Annotated in this window: 15 protein-coding genes; 10 read left to right on the forward strand and 5 right to left on the reverse strand. The window is 71.1% G+C overall.

From position 1 onward, the window contains the following. Positions 1-113 precede the first annotated feature (113 nt). Together ACWDSJ_RS31695 and ACWDSJ_RS31700 are read right to left on the reverse strand one after the other, a co-directional pair. A complete protein-coding gene (locus ACWDSJ_RS31695; RefSeq protein ID WP_450036276.1) occupies positions 114-1340 on the reverse strand; it encodes a cytochrome P450 in 1227 nt (408 codons plus the stop codon). Positions 1341-1428: 88 nt separating this feature from the next. Next, positions 1429-2916 (reverse strand): sugar transferase, encoded by a 1488-nt coding sequence (locus ACWDSJ_RS31700; protein WP_450036278.1) that lies wholly within the window; start codon positions 2914-2916, stop codon positions 1429-1431. A gap of 500 nt (positions 2917-3416) precedes the next feature. Here ACWDSJ_RS31700 and ACWDSJ_RS31705 point away from each other — a divergent pair, with 500 nt between their 5' ends. From ACWDSJ_RS31705 to ACWDSJ_RS31720, 4 genes are read left to right on the forward strand one after another with little or no spacing between them, the layout of a single operon-like run. Continuing rightward, positions 3417-4655, forward strand: a complete 1239-nt coding sequence (locus ACWDSJ_RS31705) for a methyltransferase domain-containing protein (RefSeq protein WP_450036280.1) — start codon at positions 3417-3419, stop codon at positions 4653-4655. After that, entirely contained in the window at positions 4652-5440 is a 789-nt protein-coding gene (locus ACWDSJ_RS31710) for a glucose-1-phosphate cytidylyltransferase (RefSeq protein WP_450036282.1), read from the forward strand. Before ACWDSJ_RS31705 ends, ACWDSJ_RS31710 begins: the two co-directional genes overlap by 4 nt. After that, entirely contained in the window at positions 5404-6081 is a 678-nt protein-coding gene (locus tag ACWDSJ_RS31715; protein WP_387360912.1) for a PIG-L deacetylase family protein, read from the forward strand. Before ACWDSJ_RS31710 ends, ACWDSJ_RS31715 begins: the two co-directional genes overlap by 37 nt. 1 nt (position 6082) lies before the next feature. Next, positions 6083-7111, forward strand: a complete 1029-nt coding sequence (locus ACWDSJ_RS31720) for an NAD-dependent epimerase/dehydratase family protein (protein WP_450036284.1) — start codon at positions 6083-6085, stop codon at positions 7109-7111. Here ACWDSJ_RS31720 and rfbC read toward each other — a convergent pair. After that, on the reverse strand, positions 7095-7664 hold the full coding sequence (gene rfbC / locus ACWDSJ_RS31725) for a dTDP-4-dehydrorhamnose 3,5-epimerase (RefSeq protein WP_450036286.1): 570 nt from the start codon (positions 7662-7664) through the stop codon (positions 7095-7097). The genes ACWDSJ_RS31720 and rfbC overlap by 17 nt on opposite strands. Positions 7665-7678: 14 nt before the next feature. On the opposite strand from rfbC, the gene ACWDSJ_RS31730 reads away from it, so the two are divergent. Together ACWDSJ_RS31730 and ACWDSJ_RS31735 are read left to right on the forward strand one after the other, a co-directional pair. After that, positions 7679-8758 carry a class I SAM-dependent methyltransferase gene (locus ACWDSJ_RS31730; protein WP_450036287.1) on the forward strand — a complete coding sequence of 360 codons (1080 nt, stop codon included), beginning with the start codon at positions 7679-7681 and terminating at the stop codon, positions 8756-8758. A gap of 129 nt (positions 8759-8887) precedes the next feature. Then, positions 8888-9517, forward strand: coding sequence for an MspA family porin (locus ACWDSJ_RS31735; RefSeq protein WP_450036288.1), 630 nt, complete (start codon positions 8888-8890; stop codon positions 9515-9517). Here ACWDSJ_RS31735 and ACWDSJ_RS31740 read toward each other — a convergent pair. Both ACWDSJ_RS31740 and ACWDSJ_RS31745 read right to left on the reverse strand, forming a co-directional pair. After that, positions 9489-10325 carry a glycosyltransferase family 2 protein gene (locus tag ACWDSJ_RS31740; RefSeq protein WP_450036290.1) on the reverse strand — a complete coding sequence of 279 codons (837 nt, stop codon included), beginning with the start codon at positions 10323-10325 and terminating at the stop codon, positions 9489-9491. The genes ACWDSJ_RS31735 and ACWDSJ_RS31740 overlap by 29 nt on opposite strands. After that, positions 10322-11626, reverse strand: a complete 1305-nt coding sequence (locus ACWDSJ_RS31745; RefSeq protein ID WP_450036292.1) for a polysaccharide pyruvyl transferase family protein — start codon at positions 11624-11626, stop codon at positions 10322-10324. The genes ACWDSJ_RS31740 and ACWDSJ_RS31745 overlap by 4 nt, the downstream gene beginning before the upstream one ends. Positions 11627-11891: 265 nt before the next feature. Between ACWDSJ_RS31745 and ACWDSJ_RS31750 the strand changes: the two genes are divergently transcribed. The 4 genes from ACWDSJ_RS31750 to ACWDSJ_RS31765 are packed head-to-tail and all read left to right on the forward strand — an operon-like array spanning position 11892 to position 16390. Beyond that, entirely contained in the window at positions 11892-12935 is a 1044-nt protein-coding gene (locus ACWDSJ_RS31750; RefSeq protein ID WP_450036361.1) for a glycosyltransferase family 4 protein, read from the forward strand. Continuing rightward, entirely contained in the window at positions 12932-14059 is a 1128-nt protein-coding gene (locus ACWDSJ_RS31755) for a glycosyltransferase family 4 protein (protein WP_450036294.1), read from the forward strand. Before ACWDSJ_RS31750 ends, ACWDSJ_RS31755 begins: the two co-directional genes overlap by 4 nt. 7 nt (positions 14060-14066) lie before the next feature. Beyond that, positions 14067-15389, forward strand: a complete 1323-nt coding sequence (locus tag ACWDSJ_RS31760) for a lipopolysaccharide biosynthesis protein (RefSeq protein ID WP_450036296.1) — start codon at positions 14067-14069, stop codon at positions 15387-15389. After that, positions 15386-16390: a CgeB family protein gene (locus ACWDSJ_RS31765; RefSeq protein ID WP_450036298.1), complete on the forward strand. Its 1005-nt coding sequence runs from the start codon at positions 15386-15388 to the stop codon at positions 16388-16390. Before ACWDSJ_RS31760 ends, ACWDSJ_RS31765 begins: the two co-directional genes overlap by 4 nt. The last annotated feature ends 42 nt before the right edge of the window (positions 16391-16432 follow it).

Below are 16432 nucleotides of genomic sequence, written 5' to 3' on the forward strand. Positions count from 1 at the left end.
CGAGCCTAGCGGCCCTGGACAACTCACTCTCAGGTGACCTGCCGGTTCGTGATGCGGTCACGAGTGGCTCACTCGCAGGGGACCTGCCGGTTCGCGGTGCGCTCGCGGGCAGCTCACTCGTAAGCGACCTGCCAGTTCTTGATGCCGTTGAGCCAGCCCGAGCGCAGGCGGGTGGGCTCGGAGATCTGGCGCAGGTTCGGCATGACGTCGGCGATGGCGTTGAAGATCAGATCCAGTTGCAGCCGAGCCAGATTCGCGCCCACGCAGTAGTGCGTGCCGGTGCCGCCGAAGCCGACGTGCGGGTTGGGGTTGCGCAGCACGTCGAAGTCGAAGGGCTTGTCGAAGTGCTCCTCGTCGAAATTGGCCGAGGCGTAGAACAGGCCGACGCGCTGGCCTTTCTTGATCTGCTGCCCGCCGAGTTCGTGATCGGCCAACGCCGTGCGCTGGAAGGCGATCACCGGGGTGGCCCAGCGCACGATCTCGTCGGGCGCGGTGCGCGGGCGCTCGGCCTTGTACAGCTCCCACTGCTCGGGGAAGTCCACGAACGCCTTCATGCCGTGCGTGGTGGCGTTGCGGGTCGTCTCGTTGCCCGCGACCGCGAGCAAGATCACGAACCAGGCGAATTCGTCGGAACCCAGTGCCTCGCCGTCGATGTCGGCGGTGACGAGCTTGCTGACGATGTCGTCGGCCGGGCACTTGCGGCGTTCCTCGGCCAGGTTCCAGGAGTAGCCCATGACCTCGGCGGTGGCGACCCGATGGTTGCCGTCGAAGTCCGGATCGTCGTAGCCCATCATCTGATTGGACCAGTCGAACAGCTTGTTGCGGTCCTCCTGCGGCACGCCCAGCAGTTCGGCGATGGCCTGCAACGGCAGCTCGCAGGCGACCTGCTTGACGAAGTCGCCGCCGCCGGTCGCCTTGGCCTCGTGGACGATTCGCGCGGCGCGCTCGGTCAGCGCCGCGCGCAGGCTCTCCACCGCGCGCGGGGTGAAACCGCGGGAGATGATGCGGCGCAGCTTGTCGTGCGCGGGCGGGTCGGTGTTCACCAGCATGGCCCGCTGGATGTCGATCTCCTCGCGGGCGATGTCGCCGTTGAAGCGGATCACCGCGGTGTTCTCGTGGGTGGAGTAGAGCTCGGAGTTCTTCGAGATCTCCTTGATGTCCTCGAGTTTGGACACCACCCAGTAACCACCGTCGTCGAAACCGCTGACCCCGTCGGGCTGGTCGACCCACCAGACCGGGGCGGCGCGGCGCAGCTCCGCCCACTCCTCGATGGGCAACCGGCGGGCCAGCAGGTCGGGATCGGTGAAGTCGAAGTCGTGCGAGATGGACGGAGCGGACACGGAACCTCCTTTGGAACACGTTCCACTGGAGTGAACCACATCACAGAGCTTTTGTGAACACCTATTAGTAAATAATGTTCACAAGACCTCAGTACGCCCCGTCGCCGCGGGTCACCGCGCCGATCGTCTTCGCGATGAGCAGCAGGTCCATCACCATCGACCAGTTCTCCACATAGGACAGGTCCAGCCGCATCGAATCCTCGAGCGACAGGTCCGAGCGCCCGCTCACCTGCCACAACCCGGTGAGGCCGGGCTTGACCAGCAACCGGCGGCGCATGACCCCGTCGTAGGACTCGACCTCGCGGCGCACCTGCGGGCGCGGACCGACCACGCTCATCTCCCCGCGCAGCACATTGAAGAACTGCGGCAGCTCGTCGAGGGAGAACTTGCGGATGATCCGGCCCACCGGGGTGATGCGCGGATCGTCGCGCAGCTTGAAGAACAGCGGGTTGCCGCCGTTGGCGTCGATGAGCGCGCTGATGTGCCGGTCGGCGTCGGCGTACATGCTGCGGAACTTGATCATCCGGAACGGCCGGCCGTCGCGGCCGATCCGCTCGGAGCGGTAGAACACCGGCCCGGCGCTGGTGGCCTTCACCGCGACCGCGATGGCCAGCAACACCGGGGCGATCGCGAACACCGCCGCCGCGGCGAAGCAGAAGTCGAAGGCGGACTTGCCGATCGAGCTGGCCCGCCCGTACTGCGGCCTGCCCACGTGCAGCATCGGCATATCCGCGACGAAGCGGTGGGTGAGCCGCGCCCCCGCGATGTCGACCAGTCCGGGCGCCACCACCAGTTCCACCCCGAGCGGGTCGAGTTCCCACGCCAGATGCCGCAGATCGGCCGGGCCCAGATGTTCGGTGGCGGTGATCGCGACGGTGTCGGCCCCGGTGAGCCGCACCGCCGCCGCCACCGACCGGTCGTCACCGACCACCGGCACCTCCCGATCCCCCACGGCCAGAACGGATTCCGAGTCATCGGGCGTACACACGCCGACGACCTGATGGCCCGATCCCGGATCGCGGGAGAAGGCGGTGACCATGGCCCCCGCCGAGCTCCGCCCGCCGACCACCAGCACCCGGGTGCGGTAGCCGCCCGCCTTGCGCCGCCGGGTCACCCAGCCGCGCCACACCCGCCGCTGCACCATCAGCCCGAGCACGCCGAGCGGCAGCGCGATCGCCAGATAGCCGCGCGCGATATCGAAGCGGAACAGCAGCGAACCGATGGCGATCGCGCCGAACAGTCGCAGCGTCGCCGCCACCACCCGGCGGTATTCCTCTGTGCCGGAACCGATCACGCGCGGTGAACGACTGCCCGAGACGGCGAGGAACACCGCCCACGCCGCGCCGAGCAACACCGAGACGACGGTGTAGCGCACCTCCACCGGTAGCGACACCGCCAGCGGTGGGTCCGCGGGTCCGCCGAAGCGGATCACCTGCGCGGCGGCCACCGCCAGCCCGACGACGGCGAGGTCGCCCAGCCACAATCGCCGGGCGTACTCGATCTGCCACCGCTCGCGCTCGGAGCGCGGCGGGATCGCCGGGCGCGTGGGCGTACCCGCGCGGAGTTCGAAACTCATGATTGAACGCACCTCCCCCATGGGAGAACTCGGCTCCGTTCCGATCCCCGCTGACCGGTCCCCCAAGGGCATCGGGCCATGACAACCGACGGGACGACGATGTTTCGCCGCCCAGGTTCCGAATGTTACGGCTCACAAGCGCCCGGCGTGCGACGAATCTGCCTCGGCCCCAGCGTATCTCGGCGGTAGCCAAAAACAAACCAACCGGTTTTCGATAACTTCCCCCATTCACCCCCGGAAGGGGTTCGTTGCTGGTTCCCCGGGCCATCGGCCGTTGTATACAGAAACAACCTTTCTGTTCCGAAGCGTTTGCCCGATAGCTGTTGGAACACTGGGGATTTCGGGGGCGAAAACCGACCGGAACTCGCGGGAAAGTCCTCGTGGTCTCACCGTGACCCTGCCGAAAGGTGTTGTAACGTAAGCGAGGTCGACGTCGACGCACTCTTTCGTTCGGCGGTTCCGCCGACGATCCCGGCTCGGCGAAAGGTGGGGAATTCCTCGTGCGGTGCCGCCTGTGCGATTCCGATGATCTGGTGAGCGTGCTCGACCTCGGGGCCACCCCGCCCTGTGAGAAGTTCCTGACCGCGGCCGAACTCGACCTCCCCGAGGCGACCTTCCCGCTGCATCTGCGGCTGTGCGCGAAATGCCTGCTGCTGCAACTGCCTCCGCTCATCACGCCGGAGGAGACGTTCACCGAGTACGCCTACTTCTCCTCCTACTCCGACAGCTGGGTGCGGCACGCGCGCACCTTCGTCGGCCGCGCGATCGCCGAACTCGGCCTGGGCGCAGACTCTTTCGTGATCGAGGTCGCCAGCAACGACGGGTATCTGCTCCAGCACGTGGCCGCCGCGGGCATCCGCTGCCTGGGCGTCGAACCCTCGGTGAACGTGGGCGCGGCCGCCCGGGACCGGGGCGTGCCCACCCGGACCGCGTTCCTCACCGAGGACCTGGCCCGGGAGATCCGCGCCGAGCACGGACCGGCGAATCTGGTGGTGGCCAACAACGTCTACGCGCACGTCCCGGATCTGCTCGGCTTCACCCGCGCGCTGCGCGATCTGGTCGCCGACGACGGCTGGGTCACCATCGAGGTGCATCACGCGCTGAATCTGGTGCGGCTGGGCCAGTTCGACACCGTCTACCACGAACACTTCCAGTACTACACCGTGCTGTCGGCCCAGCGCGCCCTCGCCACGGCGGGGCTGACCGTCGTCGACGCGGAAACGCTGCCCACGCACGGCGGTTCGCTGCGGCTGTGGGCGCGCCCGGATCCGGTCGCGCGGGTGCGCCCGAGCGTGGCCGAACTCCTGCGGGCCGAGGCCGCGGCCGGATTACACGATGTCGCGGGCTATTCCGAGCTGCGGCCGCGCGCCGAACGGGTCCGCGCCGAGCTGCTGCGCTTCCTGCTGGACTGTCGCGCCGACGGCCGCCGCGCGGTCGGCTACGGTGCGCCCGGCAAGGGCAACACCCTGCTCAACTACTGCGGTATCCGCCCGGATCTGTTGTCCTACACCGTCGATCGCAATCCGTACAAGCACGGCCGCTACACCCCCGGCACCCGCATCCCGATCCATCCGCCCGAACGCCTCGACGCGGACCGGCCGGACGTGGTGGTGGTGCTGCCGTGGAATCTCGAGGCCGAGATCACCGCCCAGCTGCGCCACGTCGGCGACTGGGGCGGGGAGCTGATCTATCCGCTGCCCACACTGCATCGGGCGCGCACAGCAGGGAGTCACTCGTGAAGGTCGTTCTGTTCTGCGGCGGCTACGGCATGCGCATGCGCGGCGGGGCCGAGGATCCGGTGCCCAAGCCGATGCAGCTGGTGGGCCCGCGCCCGCTGATCTGGCACGTGATGCGCTACTACGCGCACTACGGCCACAAGGATTTCGTGCTGTGCCTGGGCTACGGCGCCAACCACATCAAGAACTTCTTCCTGACCTATCAGGAGTCGGTGTCCAACGATTTCGTCATCCGCGACGGCAAGGTCGAACTGCTGGCCTCCGACATCAGCGACTGGACGATCACCTTCGTCGACACCGGACTGGAATCGGCCATCGGCGAACGACTTCGGCGGGTGCGCGAGCATCTGGCCGGGGAACGGTACTTCCTCGCCAACTACGCCGACGTGCTCACCGACGCGCCGCTGGACGAGATGATCGACAAATGCGTGGCCGCCGACGCGGCCGCCTCCATGATGATCGTCCCGCCGCAGTCGTCGTTCCACTGCGTGGACGTGAACTCCGCGGGCGGCGTGGAGCGCATCACCCCGGTGTCGCGGCTGCCGATCTGGGAGAACGGCGGCTATTTCGTGCTCGGCCAGGAGATCTTCGAACTGCTGCCGCCGGGCGGGGATCTGGTCGAGGACGTGTGCGGCGCGCTCGCCGCCCAGGGACGGCTGATCGGCTATCAGCACCTGGGCTTCTGGAAACCCGCCGACACCTTCAAGGAACGCGCCGAACTCGACGCCGCCTACCACTCCGGGCGGCGGCCGTGGATGGTGTGGGAGCGCGACGGGGCGCCGTGCTGACCCTGCGTGGCGAGGTCCGCGAGATCGCGCTGCTGGGCGCGCACTGCGACGATCTGGCGATCGGCGCGGGCGGCACCCTGCTCGTCCTCGCCGAGGCGACGCCGGGGCTGCGGGTGCGCGCGCTGGTGTTGTGCGGCGGCGGCACCGACCGCGCGGACGAGGAACGGGCCGCGCTCGAAGCGTTCTGTCCCGCAAGCGATCTCGACCTGACCGTGGCCTCGTTCCCGGACGGGCGCACGCCCGCGCACTGGGCCGAGGTGAAGGCCGCGGTGGCCGCGTTCGCCCGCGGCTGCGCGCCGGATCTGGTGTTCGCGCCCCAGCCCGGCGACGCCCATCAGGACCACCGGTTGCTGGCCGAGCTCGCGCCCACCGAATTCCGCGACCATCTGGTGCTCGGCTACGAGATCCTCAAATGGGAGACCGATACGCCGCGGCCCACGCTGTTCCATCCGCTGCCCGAACCCGTCGCGGTGCGCAAGGCGGAGCTGCTGTCGAAACATTATCCCTCGCAACAGGACAGGGACTGGTTCGACGGCGAGTCCTTCCTCGGCCTGGCCCGACTGCGCGGGGTGCAGTGCCGCGCCCGGTACGCCGAGGCGTTCGTGGTCGACAAGGCCGCCGTCGTCTTCGGAGGTGTGTGAAATGCGGGTACTGCTCACCGGACATCAGGGTTATCTCGGCACGGTCATGGCCCCGGTGCTGGCCGCGGCCGGGCACGAGGTGACCGGCCTGGACGTCGGCTGGTTCGCCGACTGCGTGCTGGGCGAGGCCCCGCCCGATCCGCCGGGGCTCGGCGTGGATCTGCGGGAGGTGACCGCCGATCAGCTCGCTGGATTCGACGCGGTGGTGCATCTGGCGGCGCTGTCGAACGACCCGCTGGGCGCGCTGGCCCCGCGGATCACCTACGACATCAACTATCACGCCTCGGTGCGGCTGGCCCGCCTCGCCAAGGCGGCCGGGGTGCGCCGATTCCTGTATGCCAGTACGTGTTCGGTGTACGGCGCGGCCGGGGCCGAGCTGGTCGGCGAGGACGCGCCGCTGCGGCCGCTGACCCCCTATGCGGAGAGCAAGGTGCGCGTGGAGGACGATGTGGCCGCGCTCGCCGACGCCGATTTCTGCCCGGTGTTCCTGCGCAACGCGACCGCGTTCGGGTTCTCGCCGCGGCCGCGCGCCGATATCGTGCTCAACAATCTGGTCGGGTACGCGGTGCTCACCGGGCAGGTGCGGGTGCTGTCGGACGGCACGCCGTGGCGGCCGCTGGTGCACGCCGCCGATATCGCGGACGCCTTCGCCGCCTGTCTCACCGCGCCCGCGGCGCGAATCTCCGCGCGCGCCTACAACATCGGCGACGAGTCGAACAATCTGACCGTCGCGCAGATCGCGGCGGCCGTGGTGGAGGCGGTCCCGGGTTCGGAACTGGTGATCACCGGCGAGACCGGCGCGGACCCGCGCTCGTACCGGGTCGACTTCGCCCGCGCCCGCACCGAATTGGGGTTCGCCGCGCGCTGGAGCGTCGCGGCGGGCGCGGCGGAACTGGCCCGGGAGTACCGCGCCCGGGGGCTCACCGCCGCCGACTTCGCCGAGCGCTTCACCCGGCTGGCCCGGCTGCGCGAACGCAAATCCGCGGGCGCGCTGGACGATTCGCTGCGCCGCGTCACGATCGGGGCGTGAGGTGCGGCGAGGCGAGGAGTTCGGCCCAGCTTCCGGCGGCCCGATCCCGCTCCGACATCACGGTGACCGGGAGCGGCCAGGCGATGCCCAGGTCCGGGTCGTCGTGGGCGACGGCGAGGTCCTCGGCCGGGTCGTGCGGGCGGTCGATGCGGTAGCACACGTCGGCGACGTCGGTGAGCGCCTGGAAACCGTGCAGGAAACCGGGGGGCACGTACAGATGCCGGAAGTCGTTGTCGTCCAACAGGAACGCCTGGGCGCGGCCGAAGGTCGGCGACTGCGGCCGGATGTCGACGAGCACGTCGTGCACCGCGCCGTGCGCGCACCGCACGAGCTTGGCCTCGCCGCGCCCGGACCGGCCGTGCAGTCCCCGGACCACGCCGCGCACCGAGCGCGACTGCGAGTCCTGGACGAAGGCGGCGGCCGCGCCGGGTCGCCCGAGGTGGGCGCCGAACTCGACCGCGTCGAAGGTGCGGGTGAACAGCCCGCGCGCGTCGCGATGCGGCCGCGGGGTCAGGACCAGCACGTCGGCCAGTTCGGCGGATTCGATGCGCACGGGGACATGGTGTCATGAGCCGCGGGTGCCGCGCGTGCGGGTCCGATCGGCTCACCGAGGTGCTCGACCTCGGGAAAATGCCTGCGGCCGACCACTTTCCGAGCGACGGAACGGCCGAAGACGATCCGCTCTATCCGCTCGCCATGGTGCTGTGCGAGCGGTGCGGGCTGGCGCAGCTGGCCGAGGACGACACCGTCACCGACGAACCGCGCGGGGTGGAGCCGCGGGCGCTGCGGGAGCAGGCCGTCGACGCGGTCACCCGGATCGCCGCCACCGGCATCCTGCGCGACCGCACGGTCCGCGAGTTCGGCAGTCCGCACGGCGGCACCTGGCTGCCGCTGCTCGCGGCGCACGGCGGCGTCGAGAGTCCGGACGCGACGGCGGATGTCGTGGTGGACGGCTTCGGGCTCATGCACGCCCCCGATCAGCGCGCCGCGGCCGCCGAACGCGCGGACGCGCTGCGCCCGGGCGGGGTGCTGTTGGTCCAGTTCCATCGGCTCGGCGCGATCCTCGCCCAGGGTCAGTGGAACGCGCTGCGGCACGGGCATTTCGCGTACTACTCGCTGACCGCGCTCGCCCGGCTGCTGGCGGGGGCGGGCCTGCGCCCGGCGACGGCGTGGGAGTTCGACCTCTACGGCGGCACGGTCCTGGCGGCGTTCGTGCCGTGGCGGGCCGCACCCGACGCGCGGGTGCGCCGCGTCCTCGACGCCGAGACCGGGCTCACCGATCCGGCCGTGCTGTCGCGATTGCAGGCCGAGGCCGACCGGCAGGCCGAGCACCTGCGGTGCTGGCTCGAGCGCGAGGCCGCGGCGGGTCACCGCGTCCACGCCTACGGCGCGGCCTCGCGCGCGGTGGCGTTGTTCGCCCGCGCCGGGCTGCGGCGGTCGCTGCTGGCCGGGGTGGCCGACGCCTCCCCCGCCAAGCGCGGCCGCCGGATGCCCGGCACCGACATCCCGATCATCGGACCGGCGGAACTGGTTGCGGCGCAACCCGATCGGGTCCTGCTCACGCTGCCGGATCTGGCGCGCGAGGTCGACGCGGCGCTGCCCGCGCTGCGCGGCCGATGGGTGACGGAGGTCCCGCGCCCGCCGTGACGTGCGGACGCGCAGGATGCTCGACGGACGGGGCCGCACCGCGACCGGTGCGGGAGGAACAGTCGGTACGGACCGGCAGCAACTTTCGGCGCGGCGGCACAACGCGCCCGAGGATGAGGGAGTCGGAACATGAACTACAGCAAGCACACCCGCGCCGCCGCGCGGACCACAGCCGCCGCCGTCGCCGCGACCTTCGGCGTGCTCGCGGGGCTCGGGACCGCATCGGCCGGGGTGGACGGCGTCGCGGGCATCGTCGATCACGGTCAGCGCACCGTGGAGGCCATCTCCGAGGACACCCGCATCGATTTCGTGGCCCCGCTGGACGGCAATCCGCTGACCCGCGAGTGGTTCCACAACGGGCGGGCCAGCTACCGGGTGTCGGGGCCCGGGGCCGAGAACTGGCACGGGCACATCACGATCGGCTACATGGTCGGCTATCCGGCCACGCTCAACGGCAAGATCAGATTCCAATATCAGACGCCCGGACTGGAATTGGAGCTCGGCAACGATCCCAAGCTCGACGTGTTCGATCTGATCCCCCGGGTCGGCGTCGAGGTGGAGGCCGGATTCGGGCCGGGCATCCAGACCATCGAATGCGCGGGCGGCGACATCTCCGGCACCGAGGGTTTCGTGCAGATGTCCGGCTTCCACGGCACGGTCACCGGGGTGCTCGGAACCACCACCATCCGGCCGTTCGTGAAGGTCGTCGGCGCCAGCGGTGACACCGTGATCACCTACGGGCCGACCTCGTCGATCTGAGCGCGTCCGCCGACCGGATCCGCAGCCGTTCCAGCGCCTGGCGCACCAGGCGCACATCCCCGGCCAGCACATCGGAAACCGCGATCAGGTCCGGATATTCGCGGCCCAGCCGGTGATGGAAGCGCGCCATCTCGGTGAGCTTGGACACCGTGGAGGTGTTGCTGCACAGGTTGAACGAGGAGTTGCGCCAGGCGGCGAGGATGGCCGGCATCCCGTAGAACAGCCCGAATTCGCAGACCCGGGCGAACAGGTCCACGTCCATCGGGAACACCAGATCGCCCCGGAAACCGCCCGCGCGTTCGAAGTCGCGGCGGCGGAACATCGCCGCCGCGGTCGGCCCGAAGTCGGCCGGGCCGCGCCGCACGATCGTGCGCATGAGCGCCCCGGCCGGTTGCGGGCCGAGCAGGCCGGGCAGGCCCAGATCGGTCTCCTCCACCGCGCCGGATTCGTCGATGACCTCGAATTTGGCGGCGGCGCAGGCGATCTCGCGATCGGCCAGCAGATCGACCTGCGCTTTCAGCGCGCCGGGCAGCAGGATGTCGTCGGCGCAGACGACCTTGACCAGCTCGCCCGAGGACAGCGCGACCGCCTTGTTCCAGTTCTCCCCGATGGGCAGCAGGCGGTCGTTGTGGTGCGGGTGCACGCGGTGGTCGTCGAAGGAGTGCGCGATCTCGGCGGTGGCGTCGGTGCTGGCGTTGTCGAGCACGGCGACCTCGAAGTCCAGGTCCTGGTCGAGGATCGAGCGCAGGGTGGTCTCGAGGGTGCGGGCGGCGTTGTAGGCCGGTACGCAGATCGACAGGGTCGTCATAGCTCCCCCTGGGCGGGTGCGATGGTCGGTTCGTCCGCCACGAGCCCGAAGACGCGGTCCAGGGCGCGGCGGCCCGCGGCGATCTGGTCCTCGGCCTTGCGCCACAACGGTTCCCGGAGTTCGGGCGCGCGCTCCCATTGGCGGCGGACGGCCTCGGTGAGCGCCGCGTCGAGGCCGTCGCCGCGCAGGTCGACCACCTCCAGTCCGGTGCCGAACATCTCGGCGAGGCCGTGGAACTTGTCGTCGTAGTAGCGCGAGGCGGTGACGCCCACGGCCGGAACCCCTTGGGCGAGCGCGAAGACCGCGAGATGGTAGGCGCTGGTCACCACGACGCGGCAGCGCGAGACCTGGCGGGCCACGTCGGCGGCGCTCGCGCCGCGCCCGGCCGGGCGGCGCACCCGCGGGGCGCCCGCGAGCAGCGGCAGCGTGCAGCGGCGGTCCTCGGAGTCGTACTCGGAGATGATGAGCGGGGCCAGGGGCGCGCCGAATTCGGCCGACAGGCCCCGCACCCGTGACCCGAGCACCGTCCGGGCGTGGTCGCTCACCCGCGCGTAATCGGCCACGCGCAAACAGATTCCGAGATCGCCGCCGAGGTCGTCGGGGCGCAGCCGATAGGCCAGTTCCACCGCGTCGTCCCCGGTGACCAGGACGCGTTCGGGCGCGACGCCCAGATCGACGAGCAGGGCCGGGCCGCGGCGGCCCTCCCGCAGCGCGATGAGCCCGACGCCGGGCAGGACCCGCGCGGCGAGGTCGAGCAGCGCCGGATCCTCCAGCGGGCCGATGCCCTGTCCGATCATGGCGGTCGGAATGCCTTGCGATTGCGCGTATTCCAGCAGCGTCAGGGTGCGGCGGGCCTGGTAGCGGTCGACGTCGGTGAGGTATCCGCCGCCCTGTGCGAGCACGAGCGAGGCGTCGGCCGCCGCGGCGGGCAACGACGGCAGGCTCGGCTCGAGGTCCGCGGCGACCGCCTTCCGACGCAGCGCGCGCACCCGCGACTTGGGCCCGTCGGTGGCCGCCCGCCACCGCAACACGGCCGCCCCCACCGGCCGATCCCACGGACTCCGCTCCGGCCAGTGCCCGCCCCCGGCCAGACAGATCGGCTCCGCCTCCGGCACCACCGCCCGCAGAATCCGCGGCTGATCGGTGAGCACCCCGATCCGCGCCCCCGCCCACCGCTCCCGCAACCGCTCCACGGTGACCGCCATCATGGCGATATCCCCCCGATTGCGCAGCCAGTACTCCCCGTTCTCGACCAGGACCCGGATCTCCCCGTCCCCGGGCCGCGCACCGAACTTCCCCACTGTGTAGTTCCCTCCGCACGTCCGGACACCGCCGGTTGATCGGTCATTCCATCGCACCACGCCACCGATCGTTACGCAACGACCCCAAAACCCTTCCGCACCAACATGGTTCCGGTCGGTATGGTCGCTCGGGCGGTCCGGCCCGCGTCGATCCGCGTTTCCGGCCCGGGTGTCCTACACTGACTGACGGACGGAAGTCCGTGTCGCGGGCGGGGCCGGGGCAATCCATCGACTCAGGAATTGTATGGTAGGGCTGCGCGTGCACATGACCGGGGCGGAATGGTTTTCCGCGAGTCCCGGGGGGTTGAATCGGTATTTCACCGATCTGTTCGGGGCGCTGCGCGGGATGGATGATATTCGGGTCACCGCAACGGCTTTCGGGGACGCGCCGGAGGGCGGGCGGAGCTGGGGGGCGACCGGGGGGACGACCCTGGCACGCGGGCGTCGCGCGTTTTTCGACCGGACGGAAATATCGCGGGAAACGATCGTGGATCGCCATTTCTGTTTGTACGGCCCACCGGCCCCGGGACCGCTCGTGGTCCATTTCCACGGGCCGTGGGCGCGGGAGAGCCGGGCGGCCGGGGAATCCGGGCGGGCGGTGCGCGCGAAATATCTTCTCGAACGGCTGCGCTACGCCCGCGCCGACCGGTTCGTGGTGTTGTCGGACCGCTTTCGCGATCTGCTCGCCACCGACTACCGGGTGCCCGCCGAGCGGATCGCCGTCATCGCGCCCGGGGTGGACCTCGACCGGTTCCCCATCCCCGAACCGCCCCAGGCCGACGCCGCCCCGCTCGTGCTGTGCGTGCGCCGCCTCGAACGTCGCATGGGCATCGACGTCCTGCTGCGCGCCTGGCCGGGCGTGATCGCGCGCCACCCCGAGGCGCGACTGCTCATCGTCGGAACCGGCACGGCCGCAGGCGAATTGCGCGTGCGCGCCGCCCACGACGACACGATCACCTTCGCCGGCCGCGTCGGCGACGACGAACTGACCCGCCTCTACGCCCGCGCCGCCTGCACGGTGGTGCCCTCGCGCGCCCTCGAGGGTTTCGGGCTCATCGCGCTGGAATCGCTCGCCGCGGGGCGCGCCCCGATCGTCACCGACTGCGGCGGCCTGCCCGACTCCGTGCGCGGACTCGACCCGTCGCTGATCGTGCCCCCCGACGACGCCGAGGCGCTCGCCGACCGCCTGACGGCCGCCCTCGACGGCCCCCTGCCCACCGCGAAACAGTGCCGCGCGCACGCGGAATCGTTCACCTGGACCCGCGCCGCGCGCGCCCATCTCGCCCTCTACCGCGAGCTGGCGGCATGAGAGCGGTCTTCCTCGCCCACACCGCGGTCCCGTCCGGGGCCGAACTGGCCATGCTCCGCCTGGTGTCCGCGCTGCGCGCCCACCTCGACCCGGCGGTCGTGTACACCGCCGACGGCCCGATGGTCGCGCGCACCCGCGAGCGCGGCATCGAAACCCGGCTGCTGCGAAACGATTTCGACAGCCGAACGATGACCATCGCGACGGCGAGCCCCCGGCGGCTGCTCGCCGGGGGTCTCGAGCTGCTGCGCGTGGGCTGGCGGGTCGGCGCCGCGGTACGGGAACTGGAGGGCACGGTGCTGGTCGCGCAGAGCACGAAGGCGCTGCTCATGGGGGCGGTCGCCGCCCGCCGCGCCCGGGTGCCGCTGGTGTGGCAGGTGCACGACCGCGTCGCCGCGGACTACTTCGGCCGCGCCCTCGCCCCGTTCATCCGGCTGCTCGGCTGGCTGCTCGCGCACGCCTACCTCGCCAACAGCCGCGCCACCCTCGCCACCCTGCACACCTGGCGACGCCCGGCCGCGGTCGCCTACCCCGGCCTCGAACCCCGGCCGCCCCGGCCCCGGCCCGCCCAGCGCCCGCCCGCCGACACCGTGGTGGCGATGGTCGGTAGGCTCGCGCCGTGGAAGGGCCAGGACCTGTTCCTGCGCGCGATCGCGGACGCGAAAACCGTTCCGCGCCACATCCTTCTGATCGGCGGCGCGTTCTTCGACGAGGAGCCCTACCACGCCGAACTCGAACGCCTCGCCGCCGACCTCGCGCTGCCGGTGACCTTCACCGGGCACGTCGACGACCCGGAGGACCGGCTGCGCCAGGCCGACATCCTCGTGCACTGCTCGGTGCTGCCCGAACCGTTCGGTCAGGTCGTCGCCGAGGGCATGCGGGCGGGTTGCGCGGTGATCGCGACCCGCCCCGGCGGCCCGGCCGAGATCGTCGAACACGGCCGCAGCGGTCTGCTCGTCCCCGCCGGTGACCGTGCCGCGCTCACCGCGGCCCTCGACACCCTCATCCACGACCCCGGAACGCGCGCCGAGCTCGCCGACGCCGCCCAGCTGCGCGCGCGCCGTTTCGACATCGCCGAGTCGGCCCGCACCGTGGCGGCGCTGCTGGGCTCGGTACGGCGAAAGTGAGTGCGGCATGACCGAATCCGACGAGACCGGGCCTCGCCCGCGACCGGTCAAGCACGGCCCGCTGGCCGTGCTGCGCGACATCGGCTACGTGAGTTTCGGCAAGTACGGCCAGTACGTCATCACCGTGGTCACGCTGCCGCTCATCGCGCGCCAGCTCGGCACGCACGGCGTGGGCCTGCTGGCGATCGGCATGTCCGCGTACTTCATCGGCTCGCTCGCGGTGGATCTGGGCATCACCTCGTTCCTCGCGGCCAAGGTGCACGACGACGACACCGGCGCCGACATCGCCCGGCTGCGCGGCACCTACTTCGCCATCCGCGCCACCACTCTGACCGTGCTCGGGCTGGCGTTGCTGGTGAGCCTCGTCGCCGGGGTGCGGCCGCCGCTGCACATGATCCTGCTGGGCCTGTTCGCCGGTGGCGTGTGGTCGATCTCGGAGGACTGGCTGCTCATCGGGCAGGGCCGGTTCGGGGCGTCCACCCTGTATCAGGGCATCGGCCGGGTCGGCTATCTGGCGCTGCTGGTGGTGCTGCTGCCGCGGCTGCCCAGCGCGTCCACCGCGATGCTGTGCCTGTTGTTGTCGTCGCTGGTGACCGTCGCGCTCACCTGGTGGGACGCGTTGCGCACCTTCGGGATTCCGGGACGGCCGGGGCGGTTCGGGCAGGTGCTGCGGATCGGCGCGCCGGTGGTGACGTCGCGGGCGCTGGTCACCAGCTACGGTCAGGGGTCGGCGGCGGTGTACGCCGCGGTCCTCGACGCCGCCTCGCTGGGCCTGTACTCGGCGGGCGACCGGTTGGTGCGCGCCATCCAATCCCTGCTCGACCCCATCGGTTTCGCGTTGCTGCCGCGCATGGCCCGCCGCAGCGCCGACGAGTCGTTCTGGCGGCACTCGATCCGCTCGCTCGGCGCGTGCGTCTCGGCGGCGGTGCTCGCGGTGCTGGGTGTGTGGCTGGCCGCGCCGCTGTTGATCCACATCATGTTCGGCGGCGCGTTCACCGGGGCGGTGCCGCTGCTGCGGCTCGAGGTGCTGATCCTGCCCGCCACCACGATCACCTCGTTCGTCACCACCGCCGTGCTGCCGGTCCGGCAGGACACCGTCGGCGTGCTCGTCGGGGCGGTGATCGGCACGGCCGTGGCGGCGGGCGCGCTGACGATCGCCGTGCACACCCATTCGGTGTGGACGCTGGTGTACGGCACCCTGTGCGCGGAGATCTCGGTCGCGCTGTGGTATCTCGTCCGGATGCGGTGGCTGGTGCTCCGGGAACGCGCGGCCCGCGACGCCGCACCCGAAACCCCGGCCGTGCTGGCGCTCGAGGCGGACGCGACGTGAGAATCCTGTATCTGGGCGATGATTGGGTCGGCAGCAACGCGCGCTCGCTCGCCGACGGATTCCGCGCGGCCGGGCACGAGGTGCTCGTCGTCGACACCACCGCGGTCACCCTCCCGGCCCGGCTGTCCCCGGCCTGGACCTACGCCAAGGCCACCGGCCGCCGCGCCCCCTGGGACGTGGCCGCCGTTCACGACGAAATCGACGCGCTCGCACGGGATTTCGCGCCCGATATGCTGTTCGCGTTCAAATCCGTCCATCTCGACCAGGGCAGGCTGCTGTCGGTCCCGGCGGCGCTGCGCGTGCACTACAGCCCCGACGACGTCGCCAATCCCGAGAACACCAGCGCCGAATACCTCGCGCGCGAATCGGAGTGGGATCTGATCGTCACCACCAAGCGGCACAACGTCCCCGAACTGCGCGAGCGCGGCGCGCGAGCGGTCGCCTACGTCGCCAGCGCCTACGATCCCGCCTGGCACCACCCCTGCGCGCGGCGCGGCGGGGAACGCTTCCTCGCCGGATTCATCGGCGCGCAGCGACCCGACCGCACCGGCCTGCTGGTCGATCTGGCCCGCGCGCACGGCGACGATTTCGTCGTCTACGGTCCGGGCTGGCGGCGGGTCGCGCCGCTGCGCCGCACCCGCGCGGCGGTGCGCGGACCCGTGTACGGGGAACGGTTCTCCCTCGCGGTGGCCGCGGTGACCGCCAATCTGGTGCTGCTCAACTCCGCCAACCGCGACACCCACACCTGCCGCAGCTACGAGATCCCCGCCGCCGGTGGGCTTTTCGTCGGCGAGCGCACCGCCGAGCACGCGGAGCTGCTCACCGAGGGCAGCGAATGCTTCCTGTTCTCCTCCCCCGCCGAACTGCGGGAGATCCTCGACCGCTGCGCGCGCCGCCCCGACGAGGCCGCCAAGGTCGCCGAGGCCGGGTATCGCCGCATCGTCACCGGGGCGAACAGCTACCTCGATCGCGCCCGCGAGATCGTTCATGCGATCGGGTAACGACCGGCGGGGTCGCGCGGACATACGGGTGATGAAGGACAC

The sequence above is a fragment of the Nocardia sp. NPDC003482 genome, assembly GCF_053588115.1.

Excerpts from the sequence above, each read along its gene's own strand:
- ACWDSJ_RS31740 (WP_450036290.1), bottom strand. The coding sequence starts at position 10,325 with ATGACGACCCTGTCGATCTGCGTACCGGCCTACAACGCCGCCCGCACC.
- ACWDSJ_RS31720 (WP_450036284.1), top strand. The coding sequence starts at position 6,083 with ATGCGGGTACTGCTCACCGGACATCAGGGTTATCTCGGCACGGTCATG.
- ACWDSJ_RS31700 (WP_450036278.1), bottom strand. The coding sequence starts at position 2,916 with ATGAGTTTCGAACTCCGCGCGGGTACGCCCACGCGCCCGGCGATCCCG.
- ACWDSJ_RS31760 (WP_450036296.1), top strand. The coding sequence starts at position 14,067 with ATGACCGAATCCGACGAGACCGGGCCTCGCCCGCGACCGGTCAAGCAC.
- ACWDSJ_RS31750 (WP_450036361.1), top strand. The coding sequence starts at position 11,892 with ATGACCGGGGCGGAATGGTTTTCCGCGAGTCCCGGGGGGTTGAATCGG.
- ACWDSJ_RS31735 (WP_450036288.1), top strand. The coding sequence starts at position 8,888 with ATGAACTACAGCAAGCACACCCGCGCCGCCGCGCGGACCACAGCCGCC.
- ACWDSJ_RS31730 (WP_450036287.1), top strand. The coding sequence starts at position 7,679 with ATGAGCCGCGGGTGCCGCGCGTGCGGGTCCGATCGGCTCACCGAGGTG.
- ACWDSJ_RS31755 (WP_450036294.1), top strand. The coding sequence starts at position 12,932 with ATGAGAGCGGTCTTCCTCGCCCACACCGCGGTCCCGTCCGGGGCCGAA.